This window comes from Nitrospinaceae bacterium (assembly GCA_018669005.1).
Taxonomy (GTDB): domain Bacteria; phylum UBA8248; class UBA8248; order UBA8248; family UBA8248; genus UBA8248.
The window spans coordinates 1-17,108 of sequence record JABJAL010000032.1 but is presented as its reverse complement, the minus strand read 5'-3'; the positions used below and the strand labels follow the sequence as shown (position 1 = coordinate 17,108).

Annotated in this window: 18 protein-coding genes and 1 tRNA gene; 16 read left to right on the top strand and 3 right to left on the bottom strand. The window is 54.5% G+C overall.

What is annotated here, in order from left to right:
* Positions 1-85: 85 nt before the first annotated feature.
* A complete protein-coding gene (locus HOJ95_04525; GenBank protein ID MBT6393947.1) occupies positions 86-952 on the bottom strand; it encodes a xanthine dehydrogenase family protein subunit M in 867 nt (288 codons plus the stop codon).
* A gap of 310 nt (positions 953-1,262) precedes the next feature.
* Here HOJ95_04525 and mtaB point away from each other — a divergent pair, with 310 nt between their 5' ends.
* The 6 genes from mtaB (at position 1,263) to HOJ95_04495 (ending at position 6,899) form a co-directional block, all read left to right on the top strand.
* Positions 1,263-2,711, top strand: a complete 1,449-nt coding sequence (mtaB, locus tag HOJ95_04520) for a tRNA (N(6)-L-threonylcarbamoyladenosine(37)-C(2))-methylthiotransferase MtaB (GenBank protein MBT6393946.1) — start codon at positions 1,263-1,265, stop codon at positions 2,709-2,711.
* A complete protein-coding gene (locus HOJ95_04515) occupies positions 2,708-3,598 on the top strand; it encodes an SAM-dependent chlorinase/fluorinase (protein ID MBT6393945.1) in 891 nt (296 codons plus the stop codon). The genes mtaB and HOJ95_04515 overlap by 4 nt, the downstream gene beginning before the upstream one ends.
* Positions 3,599-3,692: 94 nt before the next feature.
* Positions 3,693-4,265 carry a hypothetical protein gene (locus HOJ95_04510; GenBank protein ID MBT6393944.1) on the top strand — a complete coding sequence of 191 codons (573 nt, stop codon included), beginning with the start codon at positions 3,693-3,695 and terminating at the stop codon, positions 4,263-4,265.
* Positions 4,265-5,272, top strand: a complete 1,008-nt coding sequence (locus HOJ95_04505; protein MBT6393943.1) for a P1 family peptidase — start codon at positions 4,265-4,267, stop codon at positions 5,270-5,272. Before HOJ95_04510 ends, HOJ95_04505 begins: the two co-directional genes overlap by 1 nt.
* Entirely contained in the window at positions 5,269-6,504 is a 1,236-nt protein-coding gene (locus tag HOJ95_04500) for an MFS transporter (protein MBT6393942.1), read from the top strand. Before HOJ95_04505 ends, HOJ95_04500 begins: the two co-directional genes overlap by 4 nt.
* A gap of 2 nt (positions 6,505-6,506) precedes the next feature.
* On the top strand, positions 6,507-6,899 hold the full coding sequence (locus HOJ95_04495) for a RidA family protein (protein MBT6393941.1): 393 nt from the start codon (positions 6,507-6,509) through the stop codon (positions 6,897-6,899).
* Positions 6,900-6,916: 17 nt separating this feature from the next.
* Here the strand turns inward: HOJ95_04495 and HOJ95_04490 are convergent, their stop codons facing one another.
* The gene (locus HOJ95_04490; GenBank protein MBT6393940.1) at positions 6,917-7,294 is read right to left on the bottom strand and encodes a helix-turn-helix transcriptional regulator; all 378 of its coding nucleotides are present in this window, start codon (positions 7,292-7,294) and stop codon (positions 6,917-6,919) included.
* A gap of 195 nt (positions 7,295-7,489) precedes the next feature.
* Between HOJ95_04490 and HOJ95_04485 the strand changes: the two genes are divergently transcribed.
* The 9 genes from HOJ95_04485 to HOJ95_04445 all read left to right on the top strand — a co-directional run bounded on the left by HOJ95_04485 (position 7,490) and on the right by HOJ95_04445 (position 14,583).
* Positions 7,490-8,518, top strand: a complete 1,029-nt coding sequence (locus HOJ95_04485) for an ABC transporter substrate-binding protein (GenBank protein ID MBT6393939.1) — start codon at positions 7,490-7,492, stop codon at positions 8,516-8,518.
* A gap of 183 nt (positions 8,519-8,701) precedes the next feature.
* Positions 8,702-9,517 (top strand): MBL fold metallo-hydrolase, encoded by an 816-nt coding sequence (locus HOJ95_04480; GenBank protein ID MBT6393938.1) that lies wholly within the window; start codon positions 8,702-8,704, stop codon positions 9,515-9,517.
* A 218-nt stretch (positions 9,518-9,735) separates the two neighbouring features.
* Complete coding sequence (locus tag HOJ95_04475; GenBank protein MBT6393937.1) at positions 9,736-10,563, top strand: ABC transporter ATP-binding protein; 828 nt, start codon at positions 9,736-9,738, stop codon at positions 10,561-10,563.
* Positions 10,560-11,393 carry an ABC transporter permease subunit gene (locus tag HOJ95_04470; protein ID MBT6393936.1) on the top strand — a complete coding sequence of 278 codons (834 nt, stop codon included), beginning with the start codon at positions 10,560-10,562 and terminating at the stop codon, positions 11,391-11,393. Before HOJ95_04475 ends, HOJ95_04470 begins: the two co-directional genes overlap by 4 nt.
* A 68-nt stretch (positions 11,394-11,461) precedes the next feature.
* Positions 11,462-12,493 carry an ABC transporter substrate-binding protein gene (locus tag HOJ95_04465; GenBank protein MBT6393935.1) on the top strand — a complete coding sequence of 344 codons (1,032 nt, stop codon included), beginning with the start codon at positions 11,462-11,464 and terminating at the stop codon, positions 12,491-12,493.
* A 144-nt stretch (positions 12,494-12,637) separates the two neighbouring features.
* Positions 12,638-13,327 (top strand): methyltransferase domain-containing protein, encoded by a 690-nt coding sequence (locus tag HOJ95_04460; protein ID MBT6393934.1) that lies wholly within the window; start codon positions 12,638-12,640, stop codon positions 13,325-13,327.
* 15 nt (positions 13,328-13,342) lie between these two features.
* Positions 13,343-13,648, top strand: coding sequence for a hypothetical protein (locus HOJ95_04455; protein MBT6393933.1), 306 nt, complete (start codon positions 13,343-13,345; stop codon positions 13,646-13,648).
* A 9-nt stretch (positions 13,649-13,657) separates the two neighbouring features.
* A complete protein-coding gene (locus tag HOJ95_04450; protein ID MBT6393932.1) occupies positions 13,658-14,431 on the top strand; it encodes a prolyl oligopeptidase family serine peptidase in 774 nt (257 codons plus the stop codon).
* A gap of 77 nt (positions 14,432-14,508) precedes the next feature.
* Positions 14,509-14,583 (top strand) — tRNA-Gly (locus HOJ95_04445).
* Between the two features lie 313 nt (positions 14,584-14,896).
* On the opposite strand, the gene HOJ95_04440 is transcribed toward HOJ95_04445, so the two are convergent.
* The gene (locus HOJ95_04440) at positions 14,897-15,787 is read right to left on the bottom strand and encodes an MBL fold metallo-hydrolase (GenBank protein MBT6393931.1); all 891 of its coding nucleotides are present in this window, start codon (positions 15,785-15,787) and stop codon (positions 14,897-14,899) included.
* Positions 15,788-15,990: 203 nt separating this feature from the next.
* Between HOJ95_04440 and HOJ95_04435 the strand changes: the two genes are divergently transcribed.
* The coding region (locus HOJ95_04435; GenBank protein ID MBT6393930.1) for a bifunctional aldolase/short-chain dehydrogenase at positions 15,991-17,108 on the top strand (1,118 nt) is incomplete at its 3' end.

Sequence of the window (17,108 nt, the reverse complement as noted above, 5' to 3'; positions counted from 1 at the left end):
TTTCTTAACGGCTTTTTTCTTTGCTTTTTTTGCTGCTGCCATTATCGGCCTCTTTTCCTAAGAGTAAGTAAAAACGAAATAAGTTTTAGCTGGGGTCGATGGAAATCCCGGCGGCCTGGCATATCAGGCGCCGCGGAAGCACTTCGCACATCAGTTTTCTGTATTCAGCTGAAGCTCGAATGTCGTCAATGGGCGAGGCAATGGCGGCGCAGGCATCAGCCGCCTCCTGAGCGAGGGCAAGCGTGATTTCTTTGCCCTTGAGCAGTTTTTCGGCCCCAAGGCACCGAATGGGCGTGGCCGAAACCGAACCCAGGGAAATGCCTGCTTCCTGGCATATTTTGCCCTTCATCTTGAGGACGACGGCCGCGCCAACGACGGTGATTGCCATGGCGTTGCGTCGGGCTAGTTTGTAGTAGCCGTGGAGGTGGCCTTTGCCCGGAGCGGGGAAGGTGACCTCGGTAATAATCTCGCCAGGCTTGATGGCTGTTTTGCGGTAGCCGATGAGGAATTTTTCGAGAGCGACGGTGCGGCTGCCTTTGGGGCCCGTTAATTTGACACTTGCTTTTAGAGCCAAAAGAGGTGGAACCATGTCCGCCGCCGGGCCGCCGTCGATTAAATTGCCGCTGACCGTGGCCCTGTTGCGGATGATGGGGCCGGCAAATTTCGCCGCCATGGCAGCCAAAACGGGTACCTCTTTGGCAATGATCTTGCTGTTGATCAGATCAGTGACCGTCGTTAGGGCACCGAGCTTAATCACTCCCTTCGCCGAGGATATCCCCTTGAGTGACTTGATGCGCATGAGATCGATCACCAGCTTGGTCTCGCCGGTGTGATCATGGCGCAAATCGGGCATGAAATTGGTTCCGCCTGCAATGAACTTATACTTCTTGCCCTTGGTTGCCTTGATGGCCTCCTGGACAGTGTTTGGAGCTACAAAGTCGAATCCTCGCAATGCTCACCCCTGCCTTTCGAATGTTTGTGCCCACCTGAGGCGGACACGCAAACGAATATAAAAAAAGTTAAACCGCCTGTGTGTAATAAAAAGACCACAGCCTTATATCAAGACTGAAAGCCTATGCAAATCAACGCTGGAAAACTTGGTGGATGGGCCATGCCCCCCTCGAAATAGTGTCCGCAACCTATCAGTTCATCTAGAGGGGCGTCAAGTGATTGGACCCTTGCGGGCTGTGGGGCGAGGGCATAAAATCCCTCCTAATCACTATGGTTAATGGGCGCTCGGGAGCGCTCTTTCGGGGGTTTCATTGCACGAAAAAAAGAGTCAATTGAAATCAGAACGCCAGCGGGTTGCCGTATACAGCCTGGGCTGCAAATTGAATCAGGCCGAGGGCGAGGCGATGCGGCATTTGTGCGGCCAAGGGGGTATGGACCTTGTCCCCTTTGAATCGGAGGCTGATGTCTATGTCATCAATACTTGCACGGTGACTTCGGAGGCCGACCGCGAGGGGCGGCGACTGGCCCGACAGGCGAGGCGCAGGGCGCCGGACGGGGCCCAAGTGGTAATTGCAGGCTGCTCTGCGCAGGCGAACACAGCAGGAATGAGCATCCCCGAGGCGGATCTGCTCCTTGGCAATGCCGAGAAGATGCGCCTTCCTGAATATTTGAGCTGCCTTCCTGCTGGTGGGGATGTATCGCCCATCAGCGGCAAGGGCGCCTCAGAGGCGGGTCTCTCCGAGGCGAGCCTCCCCCAGGTGCGTGTCGCAGCAATCGACAGGCGCGAGAGGATGGATGTTTTTCCCCTAGATCATTTCGAGGGTCGCACGCGCGCCTTTCTCAAGGTGCAGGATGGTTGTAATTTTGCGTGTACCTTCTGCGCGACGACCCTGGCGAGGGGCCCTAGTCGCTCTCTAGATGCCGACGAGTGTGTGTCGCATGCCAGGCGGCTTGCTCAAAGCGGCCACCTGGAGATTGTGATGACGGGCATTCATCTAGGAGCTTATGGACGGGACCTTAAGCCGCGAAACACATTAAGCAGACTCTTGTGTCATCTTCTTGAAGTGGATGAGATACGGCGCCTGCGCCTCTCATCGGTCGAGCCAGGGGAGGTGACACGTGAACTCATTCGCCAAAGCGCCCGGGCCGCGTATGGGACGAAATCTGAGGGCGCCTATGTCTGCCGCCATTTCCATGTGCCGGTTCAGAGCGGGGACGATGAAATCCTTCGTGCCATGGGGCGCAACTACACGGCTGATCGGTGCGCGAGTCGTTTTAGCGAGCTTGTGCATGCGATGCCGGGGGTGTGTCTTGGCGCCGATTTCATCGTGGGCTTTCCTGGCGAGAGCGCCGAGGCCTTTGGGCGAACGATGGAATGGGTGCGCGAGTCGCCCATCTCATATCTGCATGTATTTTCCTACTCAGAGCGAGAGGGCACTCTTGCGGCGTCGATGCCGGGCCGCCTCAAAGGAGATGAAGCCCGCAAGCGCACACGTGCTCTCAGGGAGCTTGGACAGCGCAAGTGGTCGGCGTTCGTTGCCTCCCAGGCTGGCGCCGAGGCCGAGGTTCTTTTCGAGGGGCGGCGCGAGGATGGCCGACTCACGGGCCTGACGGATAACTATGTGCGCGTCATGGCCGAGGGGCCTGATGAATGGATTGGCGAGTTGGTTCCCATGCGTCTTGAGGCGTGCCAAGGCAAAGTAGGCGGTGCCCTTGTGGCCGGGCGGGAGGCAACGCTTGTGGGGGTGGAGCCGTTATGAGTGACGAGCAATCGCGACCGGATCCGTTTGGCGAGGGGGCGCCCGAGCTCGATGAGCAGGAATCGTCTCGCCGCGTCATCACACTACTCTCTGATTTTGGTACCGACGACCATTCTGTTGCCGTCATGAAGGGCGTAATTCTAGGTGTGAATCCCGAAGTTCATGTCGTGGATATCACCCACTCGATTTCGATGTACGATATTGCCTCGGGTGCCGAAATTTTGGCGGCGGCGTATCATTATTTCCCCAAGGGTACTATTCATGTAGCTGTGGTGGACCCTGGCGTGGGAGGCGAGCGCCGCGGAATCCTCGCCGCCACAGAGAATTATCTCTTCGTGGGCCCGGATAACGGAATATTTTCCCACGTTTACGATGACCCGGCTTTTTTATGGGTGAGGGATCTTCGGGCGGTTGATTTCTTTCTTGAAAAAGTCAGCTCCACCTTCCACGGTCGCGACATTTTCGCTCCGGTGGCGGGTTATCTTTCCTCGGGTGAAGATCCTGAGGATTTTGGCCCTGTCATCGTGAATCCGGTAAAACTTGAAATACCCCGTAGCCATGTGCGGCCCGGCGGCAATATCGAGGGTGAGATTGTTTCTGTCGATCATTTTGGCAACCTGATCACCAACATCGACACCGGGGTGTTCTGGGATGGGGAGAGTCTTGTTGGTGAGGATGAGGGGACAATTACCCCTGTTATTGAAATCGCCGGGATCACGATTCGTGGCCTGAGCGAGTTTTATCAAGCGATGGACAAAGGACAATGCGGCGCGCATTTCAACAGCTGGTCGCGTCTGGAAATTTTCCTCCCCGAGGGGAGGGCGGCGGATGACCTCGGTGTGGGCCGGGGAACGCCAGTCAAGGTGAAATTCGAATTTGAGCGATGACAAGGAGATAAACATGACACAAGAGGCAGTGAAGTTGACCGTGTATAGCGATTTTTTGTGACCCTGGTGTTTTAACTCGGCCGTGCGCCTGAAGATGATTAAAGAAGAGTACGGAGACAAGGTGATACTTGAGCCTCGCGTGTTTATGTTGCGACCCGAGCCCGATCCTACGGCGGTTTTCAATGAATACCGACGCACGGGATGGGAGCGCTGCAACGCCCAGCCTGAATCGGGAGACTATCGGATGTGGGAGGGTGGTGGCGACTATCCGATATGCTCGATGCCCTCGGCCCAGGCCGGACTCGCAGCCCGAGCGCAGGGGCCCGAGGCGTGGGACGCGTTTCATATGAATCTTTTGACCGCCATGTTCACGGAGAGCCGCGATATCTCGCAGCTTGAGGTTCAGTGTGATGTGGCTGAGAAAAGCGGCCTCGATGTGGCCCTGTTCCGGGATGAGGTGGCGAGCGAACTGCATAAAGATCAGGCGATCAAGGAGTACACCGAGGCGATCAACAAAGGTGTTACGGGGATTCCCTCTGTCGTGGTGAACGATGAGGCCATGCTTGTGGGCGCCGTTGAAAGGGAGAATTACCGTTTCGTGATCAATCATATTCTTGAAAACGGCGAATTGCCTCGTCAGGCGGCTCCAGGCCTGCCGCAAATTTAATGTCGTCCTCGCCCTTGAGGGACGCCCCGCCCAATCTTTCGGGCTGCATCACTGATGTCCCTGGTTTCATGCTGGGGCACTGCGAAAAAAAAGAAGCCCTGACCGGCCTCAGCGTACTCATTTGCCCGCCCGGAGCTGTGGGTGCCTGCGAGCTTCGGGGAACGGCCACCGCAACGCGGGGACTGGATGCCCTGAGGCCCGAGCATCTGGTTGGCAACGTGGACGCTATTGTCCTGACGGGCGGAAGTGCCTACGGCCTTGCCTCGGCGGACGGGGTGATGCGCTATCTGGAGTCAAAAGGTAGGGGCTTTTCTGTGGGCCGCCACACCGTGCCCACCGTGGCCGCTGCCGTTCTGTTTGACCTCAACACTGGAGACGGGGATTTTCGGCCTGACGCGGCAATGGGGCTTGCTGCGTGTGAGGCGGCAACGGAGCGCGAAGGCCCCCAGGGAAACGTCGGGGCGGGCCTCGGTGCGACAGTTGGAAAACTCCTGGGCCGAGGTCGGGCGATGAAGGGCGGGATAGGCACGGCTAGCATTCGTCTGCCCGGTGGCGGCACAGTTGGCGCAGTGGCGGCGGTGAACGCCTGGGGGGGCGTGTATGATCCGGCAACCGGGGCGCCCCTTGCCGGGCCTCGGGCCGAGGCGCCCGAGGTGGGGATTATAGATACGACACATTACCTTTACACCAATGGCCGCCCCTTTGAGGGTTGGACCGGCTCCGGGGAGAACACCACGCTGGGAGTCGTTACAACCGATGTCGCGCTCACCAAGGCCGAGACCCAGAAGCTCTCCCAGATGGCTGCGAACGGTCTGATTCAAACCGTGCGGCCATCCTATTCGACGGTGGATGGTGATGTGGTGTTTGCGGTCTCAAGCGGAGAGAAAAAAGAATCTCTTGATGCCGTGGGCGCGGCGGCGCAGACAGCCCTGAGCCGAGCGATCTGCCGCGCCATCATCGAGGCCGAGGGCATTGACGCGATTCCCGCCTGGCGTGATCTGAAGTGAGCGGTGATAGTCAGAGCAAAAATACGCAGCAGGCTCCATGGGGGGCGCGCGATTATTTCGATTTGACGGTTCTCGGAGCCGCGCACGGGTTTAGCGACGGCTTCGGCAACATGCTCGTCCCGGTGCTGGCGCTCATCGTGGCAGACCTGGGCTTGAGCCCCCTTGAGGCGGGAACCCTTCTTAGCTCATTTAGCCTTGCCACGTTCATTTTCCTCTACCCACTCTCGATGCTGGCCGACTATACAGGCCGAAAAAAAGCCATCGTCATCGCGGGGTTGGGCGTGGCTGCCGTTTCGTTCATCTTGATGGGTTGGACCCAGAGCTTCACTGCCTTGTTGGCGCTCTCATTTCTGGCGGGGGTGGGCAATTCTACCTACCACCCTTGCGGGACCGCGCTCACCGCTGAGCGATTTGCCGCGCATCGCTCGTTCGCCATCTCCTGGCACGGGATGGGGGGAAACATTGGGACGAGCCTGATGCCGCTGATTCAGGCGGCGGTTGCCGCCGTGGCCAGCTGGCGGGTGGCCGTTATTGCATGCGCTGCCCCTGCGCTGGCCCTGCTTCCGATAGTTGGACTTCGGTTTCACGGAAAATCCGTGGGCGAGGCTGCTCCTCAAGCGGGGCAGGGAATACGCGCCATGTTGGTCCGCGTATTAAAGAACCGCAACGTCATTCTCCTTGCGCTGGTCTACACCTTAAGAGGGATCGGCACGAAGGGGATGATAGGATTCCTTCCTCTGATAGCCTCACAAAAATTAGGAATGGACACGGCGCAGATAGGACTGGCCGTCTCGCTCTATTTCGCGGCGGGGGCGGTGTCCAAGCCCTTCATGGGCTATCTGTATTCCAGATGGGGGCCGCGTGCGGCGCTGATTTTTCCGCTAGTCGCGGCGGGGGCACTCTCTATTGCCGTGCCGTTTGCGAGGTGGGAGATGGCGCTGATTTTGATTTCCATGATGGCGGGCATGTTTAGTTTTGTTAGTCCTATCATTCTTACGGCGACGGCCGATTTGTGCGAGCCCGAGGTGCTTGCCTCCTCGATCGGGGTAATTTATACGCTTCATGGCTTGAGCTTCATCGCCCCGCTCGTGGGAGGATGGTTGGCGGAGAGCTATGATATGGATGTGAGTTTTTATTTTTTCGGTCTTGTGACCTTCTCGGGTATTTTCGTGGCGATGAAGCTACCCGGCAAGGAAGTCATCGATAATTTGAGGCAAAATGGAGGGAGATAGAAATGGCCCGTGAATATTTCAAGGGAACTTGGCATGAGGATCGCTCTTTCTCTCAGGCGGTGGCGACGCGGGGAGGGCGGACGGTTTGGCTGGCTGGCGTCGGTATGTGGCGCGACAAAGACGGAAATTTGCTGGCCGGAGATTTTGAGGCCCAAGTGCGCGCCTCATTTGCCCAAATTGAGGAAACACTAGGGCGCACCGGCGGGAAGCTTGCCGACATCGTCACCATGACGGTGTTCATCCTGGATGTGCGGCACGGCAATGAATTTGTCGAGCTTAGAAAAGAGTATTTTTCAGACGGGTTTCCAGGTAGCGCATTAATAACCGTGGCGGGTTTTGCAAAGCCCGAGATGATGGTGGAGATTCAGGCCATCGCCGTGGTTGGAGACGAGTAGATAGGGGCACGACCAGCTTAGGCCGAAATTTTCTCTTTTTCCGCATAGCGCCGGTTTGCTATTTCTATATCCTCTGAGTGCGATTCGGCCCAATGCCCCAGTGCGGTTAGCGGCTCAACAAGGGTGCGCCCCAGATCGGTCAGCGAATATTCCACCTTGGGGGGAACGACAGGGTGCACCATTCTGTCGATTAGCCCGTCGGCCTCAAGCTCGCGAAGTGTCTGCGTCAACATTTTCTGCGAAATACCCCCGATGGTCCTTCTGATTTCCGAGTAGCGCATGGTGCGCTTTGCAAGACAACGAACGACAAGGCCCGTCCACTTGCTCATGAGGCGCGCTAGAATTTTTCGACCTGGGCAATCAACACAAAACACCTCGGGATCATGGATAGGCATTGGAATTAACTCCTTGAAATTAAATGGATTTAAGTATTACCCGTTTCTCGAAAGTACTTTAACGAACCAAACTGTATGTATACTACAATTAGGTACCTATATTGTAAATAGAGCGAGAATAATCTAATCTCCGGAGCACGTTAAAAATTGCGGTCTAGGCACCGATTTTTATTGTTCAACGAGGGAGTCTTTCTGATGAGAATTTCGCGTATTTTGCTGACGATATTTGTGTTCGTGGGGTTGGTCGATGTCCAGGGGCTGAGCCAGGCCGGGGCGGCGGATAAATTTGTTTTGGGGATGCCTGTCCGTCCTCCTATCATGGTTCACCTTCCTGTTTTCTATGCACTCGACAAGGGATTTTTCAAGAAAAATGGCCTCGACGTTGATGTGCAATTCTTTCGCGGAGGCAATGCCACCCACCGTGCGATCACGAGCGCGAACTCTAAGTTAGATGCTGCTGTTGCCCCTGCAGCTCTTGCGATGGTGGGTATTACGAAGGGTAGCGGTCTGAAGTTTTTTCATTCAATGGGCTACAAGTTGGAAGCGCAAATCGCCGCCGCTCCCGGCATCGATAATGTGCAAAAGCTAAGAGGCAAGACTTTTGGTATCGAGGGACGGGGAGGATTTAGCCATCTTGCCATCCGCTCGATTTTGGAGCCTGCGGGCGTTAACGATAAAGAAGTGAAGTACATGAAAACGCCGCCGCCGGCCCGCGTCCCCTTCCTTCTTAATAAGAAGGTTGACGCCGTCGTCATCCACGTTGAGCAGGTTCTGCTGGCCCAGAAAAAACGACCGGGCATCACGGCCCTTGGCAGCCTCTGGAAGCTACGACCTCATCAATTCTATAACGCCTTTATGGCTCGCTCCTCTCAAATAAATAAAAACAAGGACGCCTATGTCCGCTTTGCGGTTGCGATGATGCAGGCAAATCGCTCGATATACAAAGACAAAAAGGGATTCTTGGAATCCGCGAAAAAATGGTTGCGCCCCGTCTATAAGAAGAATTTCGAGGTAGTTGGCAAAACCTATGACTATTTCGTAAAAGAGCGCATCTGGGCAGTGAACAGCGGTATGCCGAAAAAATCAATTGAGTGGACCGCCAAATTTCTGAAAAATTTAAAGAAAATAAAATCGGCGATTCCCCCGGCGGACTCCTTCATCGCCAAGGATGTCGTCAAGGCAACGATCGGTAAAGTGGGTGAGGTGTTGCCCTCGGAAAGATAACCGGGCGTGCCCGCGTTTCGCCGGGGTTTGATGTTGGCAGTGTGGTGTGAAAGCTCTCCCCGGGTTTGCTCGTTTTCTTGAAAGAGCAGGTCTGTAGATTGCTAGAAGCCACCCAGTAGATTGCATTTTTTTTCAGCGGGGGTGGGCTAGGTTTGCGCCGTCACCACCTTTAGAGGCTCTATTATGGAACTAATCCTTCTGGGGACCGGCTCGCCCCCCCCCGATCCTTCCACCAGCGGTCACGCTGACGGCATTGTGGTGAATGATCGTCTTTATCTTCTCGATGCGGGGCGAAACGTATGCCGCCAGATATCGGCCGCAGGCTACCCGGTTCAAGAAGTTGATCACCTCCTCTTCACGCATTTTCACTCGGACCATTTTACGGGTTTCGCGGATTTCTACATCACCCGCTGGCTCTTTGGCGCACAGAGGTCTCTCAAGGTTTGGGGCCCCGGCCCCGTCGAGGAGCACGTCAAGCGTATGCTCCACTACTACGAGTATGACATCGAAATTCGCGCCAAAGAGGGCAAGCCGAGGGAGGGGTTGGGTATCGAGGTGACGACGCTCGCCCCCGGTGATGAGTTTGAGCTAGATGACATCCAGATTAAGGTTGATAAAGGCACCCATCATGGCAACGTAGACGACATACTCTCCTACCGCTTTGAGGCGGATGGGCGCGTTATCGTTATTGCGAGCGATGGGGGGCCAACAGAAAAACTGGTGCCTCTCGCCAAGGGAGCCGATGTGCTTGTCATGCACCCGTGTCTCCCCGATATGATCGTTGAGTTGATAGGGCAGACCCCCGAAATGGCCAAAATTATAGCGGGTCACCATGCCAAGACTGATGAAATAGGGCAGGTGGCGACGGACGCCGAGGTGGGGATGGTGATTTTATCTCACCTGACGCCGCCCAGGGCGCCCGAGGAATTGGTGGTAGAGGAGGTGTCCCGCCATTTTAACGGGAAGATAGTTCTCGGCCGCGATCTCCAACGATTTTAAATCATCTGTGGGACATTTATTATTTTAGCAAGATTAGCGAAAAAACCGTATTTTGATGTAGGTTAAAATAAAGTACAATTAGAAAATGGCCACAATTTATTGGTGCGGTTGTATTTTAATTTCAATTACTTGGAGTGTTGTTTTTGCTCCGCTTTCTAATGCGATGTCCCGGTGTTAGCGACTTTGCCCCGGCTCATATCAAAAGGAATCATGGATTCATGGCTGAATCAGTAAACGGAAAAGATGTCTGGCTCCATCTTAGGGGCGTCCATAAATATTATGGCGAACTTCATGTGCTCGACTCTATCGATATCGAAGTACACGAGGAGGAAATAGTCACAATTCTCGGGCCGAGTGGTTGCGGCAAGACGACGCTCTTGAGAATACTGAACGGCCTCATTGCGCACGATTCAGGCGATGTTCTCTACAAGGGCGAGATGGTTCAAGGACCTCGACCAGAAATGGCGATGGTTTTCCAACATTTCGGTCTCTTCCCCTGGAAGCGATTGAGTCAAAACATTGGCTACGGATTGAGCTTGCAGGGTCGTCCAAAAGAGGAAATCGATAAGCTGGTGGAGCACTACACCGGACTCGTCGGCCTTGAGGGCTTCGAGAATAACTATCCCTCCGAGCTTTCGGGTGGTATGCAGCAGCGAGCAGGCCTTGCCCGGGCGCTGGCCACACAAGCCGACGTTCTTTTGCTTGATGAGCCCTTTGGCGCGCTCGACGCTCTGACGAGGGAGCAACTCCAGGAAGAGCTTCTCAAGATTAACGAGGCCGAGCCCAAGGCAATGATTTTCATCACCCACAGTATTGACGAGGCGCTTTTGCTCGGCGACCGGGTGTTGGTGATGACGCCCCGGCCCGGCGAAATACGCTTTGAGATGGACACAGGCTTCGGGCGCGGTCGCGATCTTGAGGAAATTCGCGGGAGCAACCGCTTTCAGGAGTTGCGGCATTATATCTGGGAGCTTCTTCGGAACCCGGAGAGGGAACCCGGTCCGATTCCTTCTGGTGATGTAGTGGCAGAGGGGAGCACGAAATGACAACAGAAACTACTACAGCTGTCGCTTCTCCCGAGGCAGAAAAAGAGCAGAATTTTCTTATTCGGTGGATTATCGACCCCGCCATATTTCTCCGCGTGTTTTCGGTTCTTCTTGTCGTAGGTGGCTGGGAGGCGATGGGACAGGCAGGCCAGATTTCACCCGCCGTATTCAGTTATCCCAGTGCTATTACATACGCTTTTTTTGAGCTGATCTTGAATGGCCAAATGTTGGCCGCAGCCAAGGAGAGCATTATCATTCTCGTAGCTGGTCTTGGCACCGCCATCCCGGCCGGGATCGTGATTGGCATCTTGATGGGTCGATTTAAGTATTGTGAGTACCTGTTCGATACATATGTCTATGCGCTATATGCAACGCCAGTTGTGGCGTTGGCTTTTCCGATCGCGATGGTTCTCGGTGTGGATTTCGCGGGAAAAACCACCATTGTCATCTTCTTCGCTATCATGCCCGTTATTGTGAACTGCTTTCATGGCGTCAAGAACGTTGATCCGTTTTTGATGGAGGTGACGAAATCTTTTTGCTCTAATGAGGCGCAGCGCTGGCGCGATCTGATTTTTCCCTCAATGGTGCCCTACTTGGTGGCGGGCCTCGGTCTGGCTTTTGGCCGCGGTCTGGTGGGGATGGTGGTCGCAGAATTTTTGATGAGTATTTCGGGACTAGGTGCGCTGAGTCAGGATTATGTTGGAGAGCTTGAACTCGACAAGGGGCTCGCGCCGGTGGTGTTGTTGATGATCACTGGCATCGTGCTAACGAAATTTGTGAATATTGCCGAAAATAGATTCTCCTCGTGGCGAACGAGGAGAGATGCATAAGTTGTCAGCTGTATTAACTTTGAAGGATGGAATCATTTGCGGTTCCACAACAAGAGGAGACGTTTGAGATGAGAAAATTTAAAAACCTGCTGTCTGCTGTCGCCGTCTTGGCCATACTGCTTGGCTTTGGAGCGGCTCCGGCCAGTGCTGTCGAAACAATTGTGTTGGGTATGCCCGTCAAGCCGCCCCCCATGGTTCACCTGCCGGTCTACTATGCGATCGACAAGGGGATTTTTAAGCTCAATGGCCTTAACGTGAAGGTTAAATTCTTCCGTGGCGGTGTTGCCACCTACCGGGCGGCAGTCAGTGGCAAGAGTGCTCTGGACGCCGCCTGGGTTCCTGCACCGATTGGGATGACGGGCATAGCCAAAGGCAGCGGGCATAAATTCTTCCATTCGATGGCATTTTTGTTTGAAGCGCAGTTGGGTGTTGCCCCCGGCATTAACACCGTTAAAGACCTTCGCGGCAAAACGATTGGCATCGAGGGGCGCGGCGGCTACAGCCACACGGGTGCCTTGGCCGTTCTCGGGCCTAACGGACTAGGCGACAAGGATGTGAAGTATATCAAGACACCGCCCCCGGCCCGCGTGCCTTTCTTGACGAAGAAAAAGGCTGACGCCGTGCTCATCCATGTCGAGCAGGTACTTCTGGCTAAAAAGCTCCGCCCCGGCGTCAAGGCAGTGGCGAGTCTTTGGACCTACCGCCCCAAGTATTTCTATGGCGCATTCATGGCTCATCAGGACAACTTGAAAGCCAAACGAGACGCTTATGTTCGCTTCTCGGTGGCGATGATGCAGGCGAACCGCTCCATTTATAAAGATAAGGCCGGCTTCCTTGAGACGGCGGACAAATGGATGAAGAAAGTTTATAAAAAGCATGGTGGCCTCCTGAGCCAGACCTACGATACGTTCGTTAAGGCCCGTATCTGGGCGGTTAACAACGGCATGCCGAAGGCAACCGTTGATTGGACAAACGCGTTCAACAAAAAACGCGGCAAATACAAGAAGGGCACCCCCAGCTACTCGGACCTCATCGACACAGGCATTGCTGCCGATGCGCTCAAGAGAGTGGGCGGGGCTATCGGAAAATCTGAGAAATAGTTATTTCTGGCCGCCACGTTCTTTGGACGCGGCGGCCTTTTTTTGTCCGGGCCCATGAGTGGGCCTAGTAATTTCAAGAGTTCCTCCTGATTTGCTATGACGGTACTCGTAAATGGGAAGCCTCCCATCGACTGGAAGACGCAGGTGAAATCCTATGTGAGGGATCGCTACGCCCATTTGGCCGCTGATGATGCGTTCCCAAAGGGCGGCGACGGCAGGGCGAGTGAGGCGGGTTATCCGGCTGAGTGGTTGGACGATCTTCCCGCTCGTGTGTCCGGGGCCTATTGCGGTTGCGGTTATGCCCTTGACGGGGTGGACATCTCGGGTGTTCGTCTTGCTGTGGACCTGGGTTGTGGTGCGGGTCTCGATTCGCGTTTGTTGGCGGAAAGAATTGATAAGGGCGGGTGGGTTCTGGCCTTCGATATGGCCTTGCCCATGCTTCAAAGGGTGAGGGAGGCTGCTGGTGGGCTGCCTGTTCGCCCGGCAGCTGGGGATATCGAGTGCTTGCCCTTCGCCGATAATTCCGCCGATCTGGTTTTGGCCAACGCCTCGCTCAACCTTCTTGTGGACAAGGGGGCGGCGCTTGAGGAGATTAGACGTATTCTTCGGCCCGGGGCCAAGCTCATCGCAAGAGAGTTGGTGCGCGTGGGAGAGTTGCCCGTGGAGATTGCCAAGGATCCTCAGGCGTGGAACGCCTCGCTGGGTGGTGTGCTTGAGGAGGAGGAGTGGTTGAGGCTATTGGCCGAGGCCGGATTTGAGGATGCCTCAATATCAGACCATCGCCCATTTCGTCCCGTTGTGGCCGTGCGTATCGAGGCAGTAAAACCTTGTTAAGTTTAGGGATTTGATATGACAAATGAATCCACCGGTGCCGATCGGCTGACGCAGGAGGCGCTGTCTCATTGGTATGTGCGCCTTCTGGCGAACGGCATACCTTATCAAGATGCCGCCGACGTCATTCCGCAAGTAACGTCCTGGCGTGAGTGGTGCAGACTTTGGATTGAGCGGGCTGCCCAGCGCGAGGCCCAGGCCGAGGAGATGGCTCGTGCGGGAAGACGGTTTAGCGCCGCCGAGGCTTTCGTCCGCGCCTCTTTGGCCTATCATTTTGCCCAGTTCGTGTATCACGAGGATCAGGCATTAAAAAACAAGGCCTAAACGAAAAAGGTGGAATGCCATACCCGTGCGCTACCCGATTTGCGTCCGCGAGGCGAGCGGGTGGAGATTCCGTTCGAGGATACGACGCTGCCTGCAATTTTTCGGCTCCCGGCCCATGCCGCAGGCGCCCCCAGAGGAGCCCCGGTTGTTATCTTGATTGCGGGCCTGGATTCAACAAAGGAGGAATTTTATACCCTCGAGGCCGAGATTCATCTTCGCGGGCTGGCGACGCTGGCTTTTGATGGTCCGGCGCAGGGCGAGCGATCGGCGATGGTTCTGCGTCCTGATTTTGAGGTGGCTGTTTCGAGTGTGGTGGACTATCTGTGTGCCGATTCGCGTGTGAATGCTGCCAGGATAGGTGCCCTCGGGGTGAGTAGCGGAGGCTACTATGCACCCCGCTCGCATGCGGCCGATAGCCGTCTTGCTGCGACCGTTGGGGTGGCAGGATTCTACGATTTGGCCGAATGCTGGGGAGATCTGCCGGCGCTCACGCGGCAGGGTTTTTCTGTCTCATTTGGAAATCTTGCTGAGAATGAAGCCGCCGAACGGGCCAAAGAGGTGACGCTGCGCGGCAGGCTGGCAGGATTGGACAGGCCACTGCTGCTCATACACGGGGAAAAAGATAGGCTCTGCCCAGTGTCGCATGCGCAGCGAATGGTCGAAGAGGCGGGAGGCCAGGCCGAGCTTGTCGTTTATCCTGAAGGCGTGCACGTATGCAATAATATTCCGTTTCTCTGGCGCCCCCTGGCGGCGGACTGGCTGGCGGAAAAACTGTCCTCGTGAAGCATTGCTTGTTGACGCTAAATAACCCTTGATGGTATTGACTTAGCCGCGCGGTGCGTTATTCTTCTCATCGCTAAGCGGGAATAGCTCAGTGGTAGAGCACAACGTTGCCAACGTTGGGGTCGCGGGTTCAAATCCCGTTTCCCGCTCCAGAATTTATCCCTAATTCATTAGGTTGCAGCGAACTTCTCCCTCATCCCGGGGGAGAAGTGCCACTGTATTTTCGTTCCCACTATAATGCAGCAACGATGCTCGACTGAGTCTTGGCAATGTGATTTTTTGAAATTTGTAACATTTTGTATGTTGAGTAAAATAATGACCCATAAATATTTGTAGGCGAATAGGATTTAAGTTTAAGTCCGATTTCTCGTTCCAGAAGAAAAAAGAACCAGGAACTGACTAATGTCAGCCCTGGTTCTTTGGTTACCCTTGTAAATAGATGAAAGGCATCTCCTGTCTTTGCCGCTACCGCCTGCGATGGCGGGTAGGGCGGCGGTGGAGTTTTAACTGGTTGTAGACGCCCTCGACGTTAAGGGGAAGGTAGTTTTTGTATCGCCCCCAGCTCTTGTATTTTTCCAGTTTAATGGAGGCTTTCATTTCCTCTAAAGACTTACCCGCCTGGGCAGCTTTCAGGACGGCGCCGTAAAGGTCTTCGTAAAACCCTCGCTGGTCCTTCACATCGCTCATTTTACCCATTTTCCCGTGGCAGGTGGCCAGGGTGTCAAAATCGAGGCCCTCGACAACCTTGATCGCATCGATCCACTCGGGAAGATAGGCGTCGCTCAATTTTTTGAAGCCCACACTTTTTACGGCCACAAAATCGCAGGCGTAAAGCGTGCGTTCGGCGGGAAAGCGCATGACGACCATATTGTCGGAATGGCTCTTTCCAACATAGGTGAGTTCTATTTGTTTTCCCCCGAGGGAGAGAGTCATTTTGTCCGAGAAGGTGATGTCGGGAGTCGCCGTAGGTCGTTTTTCGCCAACAATGTCGGCTTTGGCATTTTTGTGTGCGATGACGGTGGCGGTGTCGGCGAATACTTCACCGCCCGAGATGTGGTCTTGGTGATCGTGGCTGTAAATTAGGTATTTAACCGGCTTGTTGAATCTTTTTTTGAGTTCTCCTTTAAGCCAGGAGGCAGCACCTTTATTTATGGGATCGGCTACGACGATACCATCAGCTGTTACAAAAAAAACTGAAAAATGGAAATTGTTCTGAAAACGATAGAGATCTCCTGAGATTTTCTTGATAGATCTTTTTGGAGATTTTGGGGCGGCCTGGAGGCGGGTTGGAAGGGCCGCGAGCGCCATTGATAGGAGTAGTCCTGTTAGCAATATCCTGCGGGAAACCAGTTTCATGTAATTCTCCTCGAATGCGACGGCAAGTGTTAGCTTCGCTTCATGTAGGTGAAAAGGTATAATACCAGAACAAGGGTGATAAGGAAAAAATTTCAATATTCAGGCATTTGATGAAATGAGAATTTTGGGTCGTTTGGTTGGTCTTTACGGTTTTGTCTGCGGTAAATTGATAGGCGCCGTACGAATCTTAATGTGAGGATTGGATGATTAGTCTGTGGAATGAAAGCGAGTCGGCAACCTTTGATGGGGGGCTAGCATTGCGCGTTTATGCCTCGCGCCTTTTAGGGGAAGACCCTTCTCTCGTTCTTCACGGCGGCGGAAATACTTCGGTGAAGGTCCGAGAGAAAAATCTTTTTGGAGAAGAGCAAGAGGTCCTCTATGTAAAGGGCACTGGGCAAAATCTCGCCGTTATCGAGGAAAGCGGCTTTACGCCAGTGCGAAGAGATGCCTTGCTGAAATTGCTGGAGTTGGCAGATTTGCCTGATGCGGATCTGAAAAATGAATTAAGCCTTTTGGTGATGCGGGCAGATGCGCTGGCTCCTTCCATCGAAACTTTCCTGCACGCGATTTTTCCGCATCAGTATGTAGACCACACCCATTCCGATGCAGTTTTGGCCATATCGAATACCGATGATGGAGAGGAGCGAATAAGGGAAATTTATGGGGGCAGGGTAATCATCGTTCCATACACCAAACCTGGTTTCACCCTCGCCAAGGTTTTTCAACAAAAATATTCGGAAGCCAGCGCGGAAATTGAGGGTGTTGTCCTGATGCACCACGGTGTTTTCTCGTTCGGGGATTCCGCGAGAGCATCGTATGAAAAAATGATCGAACTGGTGGACATGGCCGAGAAGTATTTGGTGGCGAATGGCGCCTGGGAGTTGTCCAGCATCGAGGCCAAATGGGGCGATGTTCCACGAGGCGCATTGATGATTCGGATGGCCTCGCTCAGAAAAGATATTTCTGACGCTGCAGGATCTCCCCTCATACTTTCGGCCAGGGGTAGCGAGCGGTGTCACGAATTTGCCCGCAGGAAGGATGTGTCTTTTATTTCACAGCAGGGCCCTGCGACGCCGGACCATGTTCTTCGCACGAGGCGCATTCCGATGGTGGGCATTGATGTTAGGGCCTATGCAAAGTCGTATGAAAATGAATTTAAATTGCATGCGCCCTCCTGTCTTGTGGCGGAAGATATGCTCGACCCCGCACCCCGCGTTGTTCTTGATACGGAGCTTGGTCTTTGCTCGGCAGGTCGCTCGGCTCTTGAGGCCGCTATGGCTGGCGATATTTATGAACAGACGGTGGATCTTATTTTGCGGGC